At 49.1% G+C, this 4,802-nt stretch carries 2 tRNA genes and 2 rRNA genes; all 4 read left to right on the top strand.

The window, feature by feature from the left end:
* The first annotated feature begins 171 nt into the window (after positions 1-171).
* Positions 172-1,693, top strand: a 16S ribosomal RNA gene (locus ACS5PU_RS24255).
* Between the two features lie 252 nt (positions 1,694-1,945).
* Positions 1,946-2,020: transfer RNA gene (locus ACS5PU_RS24250), tRNA-Ile, on the top strand.
* 83 nt (positions 2,021-2,103) lie between these two features.
* A tRNA-Ala gene (locus tag ACS5PU_RS24245) sits at positions 2,104-2,180 on the top strand.
* Positions 2,181-2,594: 414 nt separating this feature from the next.
* Positions 2,595-4,802, top strand: a 23S ribosomal RNA gene (locus ACS5PU_RS24240); the annotation flags it as partial.

The following is a 4,802-nucleotide window of genomic DNA, read 5'->3' as shown; positions in this document are numbered from 1 at the left end:
GCCGAACAAGTTCTTAAAAGAGATGTCAATGTAGCGAAAGCGGGTTTAATGGAGTACTGACCGAAGTACATGGTTAACGGCTTTATTTTAAAGGTGGTGTCTGACAGACAACACAAAAGAAGACTATTTTTAACGATAGTTAAAACTGGTCAGAATCAAAAACAACATTTTACAATGGAGAGTTTGATCCTGGCTCAGGATGAACGCTAGCGGCAGGCCTAATACATGCAAGTCGAACGATATCATGCAGCTTGCTGGATGAGAAAGTGGCGCACGGGTGCGTAACGCGTATGCAACCTACCTTTATCTGGGGGATAGCCCGGAGAAATCCGGATTAATACCGCATAAAATCACAGGATGGCATTATCCAATGATCAAACATTTATGGGATGAAGATGGGCATGCGTGTCATTAGCTAGTTGGCGGGGTAACGGCCCACCAAGGCGACGATGACTAGGGGATCTGAGAGGATGGCCCCCCACACTGGTACTGAGACACGGACCAGACTCCTACGGGAGGCAGCAGTAAGGAATATTGGTCAATGGAGGCAACTCTGAACCAGCCATGCCGCGTGCAGGAAGACTGCCCTATGGGTTGTAAACTGCTTTTATCCGGGAATAAACCACATTACGTGTAATGTGCTGAATGTACCGGAAGAATAAGGATCGGCTAACTCCGTGCCAGCAGCCGCGGTAATACGGAGGATCCAAGCGTTATCCGGATTTATTGGGTTTAAAGGGTGCGTAGGCGGCCTGTTAAGTCAGGGGTGAAAGACGGTAGCTCAACTATCGCAGTGCCCTTGATACTGATGGGCTTGAATGGACTAGAGGTAGGCGGAATGAGACAAGTAGCGGTGAAATGCATAGATATGTCTCAGAACACCGATTGCGAAGGCAGCTTACTATGGTCTTATTGACGCTGAGGCACGAAAGCGTGGGGATCAAACAGGATTAGATACCCTGGTAGTCCACGCCCTAAACGATGAACACTCGCTGTTGGCGATACACAGTCAGCGGCTAAGCGAAAGCGTTAAGTGTTCCACCTGGGGAGTACGCCCGCAAGGGTGAAACTCAAAGGAATTGACGGGGGCCCGCACAAGCGGAGGAGCATGTGGTTTAATTCGATGATACGCGAGGAACCTTACCCGGGCTTGAAAGTTAGTGAATTATCCAGAGATGGATAAGTGAGCAATCACACGAAACTAGGTGCTGCATGGCTGTCGTCAGCTCGTGCCGTGAGGTGTTGGGTTAAGTCCCGCAACGAGCGCAACCCCTATGTTTAGTTGCCAGCATGTAATGATGGGGACTCTAAACAGACTGCCTGTGCAAACAGAGAGGAAGGAGGGGACGACGTCAAGTCATCATGGCCCTTACGTCCGGGGCTACACACGTGCTACAATGGATGGTACAGAGGGCAGCTACATAGCAATATGATGCGAATCTCACAAAGCCATTCACAGTTCGGATTGGGGTCTGCAACTCGACCCCATGAAGTTGGATTCGCTAGTAATCGCGTATCAGCAATGACGCGGTGAATACGTTCCCGGGCCTTGTACACACCGCCCGTCAAGCCATGGAAGCTGGGGGTACCTAAAGTATGTAACCGCAAGGAGCGTCCTAGGGTAAAACCGGTAACTGGGGCTAAGTCGTAACAAGGTAGCCGTACCGGAAGGTGCGGCTGGAATACCTCCTTTCTGGAGCAGGATCACCTGCCCGCCTCGCAACATGATATTTCAGATAAGGTAGAAGGTTAAAGGTTTGAAGGCTTAAGGTCCTGATACACGATACTTACTACTTTATACTAAAAGAGAAAAAAAGAAACACCCAGAAGAAAACGGTGGGCTGCTATAAGGGCAGGCTTAACGGACTAATGAAGGGGAAGCCAAAAAGGGAGCAGTAGCGGTAAGGTACTATATACTGCGACAAAGCGCTTGCCTTGAAACAACAGTCCCGTAGCTCAGCCTGGTTAGAGCACTACACTGATAATGTAGGGGTCTCCAGTTCAAATCTGGACGGGACTACATTGAAGTTTACAATTGGCGGTTTACAGTTGACAGTTTTAAATTACTGCAAACTGATAACTGCAAACTGATAACTGACTTTTGGGGGATTAGCTCAGCTGGCTAGAGCGCCTGCCTTGCACGCAGGAGGTCAACGGTTCGACTCCGTTATTCTCCACCATTAAAGGTTGAGGGTTTAAAGGTAGAAGGCTTAAGGGTATAACCCATAGCCAATACAAACCGCAACAAAAAAATAAGGAATTGCCTGGATCGGTAATATACATTGACATCATTAAGAAAGAAGAAACGCCACGGGGCACGGATGTAAAAATACATCAGAAACGGTTCGAGACCGCAGTTTTTTACTAACGTAGCTGAACGGAAGCTTGGGTCAGGGCACATGAAACCCTCCACCCTTATACCTTCCCCCTTCAGCCACAGTAAAGTTCTTTGACATATTGGAAGAAGTTAAAAAAGAAGAGCAAACAACAATAGGCGACTGTTGTGTTTGTGCTCTCCCGACGTAAAGTCGGGAATGAGACATCATAACAAGAGCAAAAAAGCATACCATGCGGCGCAAAAGGCGCATGAGTAGAAGAAAGTAATAAAGAGTACACGGGGGATGCCTTGGCTCTCAGAGGCGATGAAGGACGTGATAAGCTGCGATAAGCTTCGGGTATTTGCAAATAGGAACTGATCCGAAGATTTCCGAATGGGGCAACCCGGCTAGTTGAAGACTAGTCACATATAATGAGCAAACCTGCCGAACTGAAACATCTAAGTAAGCAGAGGAAGAGAAAATAACAATGATTTCCTGAGTAGTGGCGAGCGAAAGGGAAAGAGCCCAAACCAATATTGTTACGGCAATGTTGGGGTTGTAGGACTACGATGTGGTATTAGCAAACAGAAGTGGAACGGGATGGGAAGCCCGGCGGTACATGGTGATAGCCCAGTACACGTATAGAATGCTAGCCTAGTAGTATCCTGAGTACCGCGAGGTCGGAGACGCCTTGTGGGAATCTGCCGGCACCATCCGGTAAGGCTAAATACTCCTGAGAGACCGATAGTGAACCAGTACCGTGAGGGAAAGGTGAAAAGAACCCCGAACAGGGGAGTGAAATAGAACCTGAAACCGTGTACTTACAAGCGGTCGGAGCGTCCAGGTGGCGTGACGGCGTGCCTTTTGCATAATGAGCCTACGAGTTACTCTTCTCTGGCAAGGTTAAGTGCTTCAGGCACGGATCCGAAGCGAAAGCGAGTCTGAACAGGGCGTATAGTCAGAGGAGGTAGACGCGAAACCTTGTGATCTACCCATGGACAGGTTGAAGGTGCGGTAACACGTACTGGAGGACCGAACCGATAAACGTTGAAAAGTTTCCGGATGATCTGTGGGTAGGGGTGAAAGGCTAATCAAACTGGGAAATAGCTCGTACTCCCCGAAATGTTTTTAGGAACAGCGTCGGTGTAGAGTTATATAGAGGTAGAGCTACTGATTGGGTGCGGGGGAGTCAAATCCTACCAAATCCAGACAAACTCCGAATGCTATATAATATAACCGGCAGTGAGGCGCGGGGTGCTAAGGTCACGCGCCGAGAGGGAAAGAACCCAGACCATCAGCTAAGGTCCCCAAGTTACAGTTAAGTTGAACTAACGAGGTCCGATTGCACAGACAGCTAGGATGTTGGCTTGGAAGCAGCCATTCATTTAAAGAGTGCGTAACAGCTCACTAGTCGAGCGATCGGGCATGGATAATAAACGGGCATTAAACTGTACACCGAAGCTATGGGATTGAAATATATCGGTAGGGGAGCATTCTAGCGGCAGCGAAGGTATCTGGTAATGGGTGCTGGAGCTTCTAGAAAAGCAAATGTAGGCATAAGTAACGATAAGGCGGGCGAGAAACCCGCCCACCGAAAGGATAAGGTTTCCTGATCAACGCTAATCGGATCAGGGTCAGTCGGGACCTAAGGAGAACCCGAAGGGGAAATTCGATGGACAACTGGTTAATATTCCAGTACTTTTTATAACTGCGATGTGGGGACGGAGTAGTGACACTGCCGCGATCTGACGGAATAGATCGTTGAAGGCTGTAGGTATACATTTGGTAGGCAAATCCGCCGAGTGTGCTGAACGCTGATAGTACCGCAAGGCTTCGGCTGAGTGGATAGTGCAGGTAATCAGACTTCCAAGAAAAACCGCTAAGCTCCAGGTTATAAAAACCCGTACCGCAAACCGACACAGGTATCCGGGAAGAGGATTCTAAGGTGCTCGAGTGAATCATGGCTAAGGAACTCGGCAAAATGGCCCTGTAACTTCGGGAGAAGGGGCGCTGACAGCAATGTCAGCCGCAGTGAAAAGGCCCAGGCGACTGTTTAACAAAAACACATGGCTTTGCAAAATCGAAAGATGAGGTATAAGGCCTGACACCTGCCCGGTGCTGGAAGGTTAAGAGGGGATGTCATCCGCAAGGAGAAGCATTGAATCGAAGCCCCAGTAAACGGCGGCCGTAACTATAACGGTCCTAAGGTAGCGAAATTCCTTGTCGGGTAAGTTCCGACCTGCACGAATGGTGTAACGATCTGGGCGCTGTCTCAGCCATGAGCTCGGTGAAATTGTGGTCCCGGTGAAGACGCCGGGTACCCGCAACGGGACGGAAAGACCCCATGCACCTTCACTACAATTTAACATTGACATTGGGTACAGGATGTGTAGGATAGGTGGGAGGCTTTGAAGCGGCGTCGCCAGGCGTCGTGGAGCCAACGTTGAAATACCACCCTTTCTGTATTCGGTGTCTAATCCCGCT

Origin of the sequence: Pedobacter sp. GSP4 (assembly GCF_051857575.1) — a bacterium.
In the GTDB taxonomy this organism is placed as follows: domain Bacteria; phylum Bacteroidota; class Bacteroidia; order Sphingobacteriales; family Sphingobacteriaceae; genus Pedobacter.
Note: the sequence above shows the minus strand (reverse complement) of the source record. Positions and strands in the feature narration are given on the sequence as shown.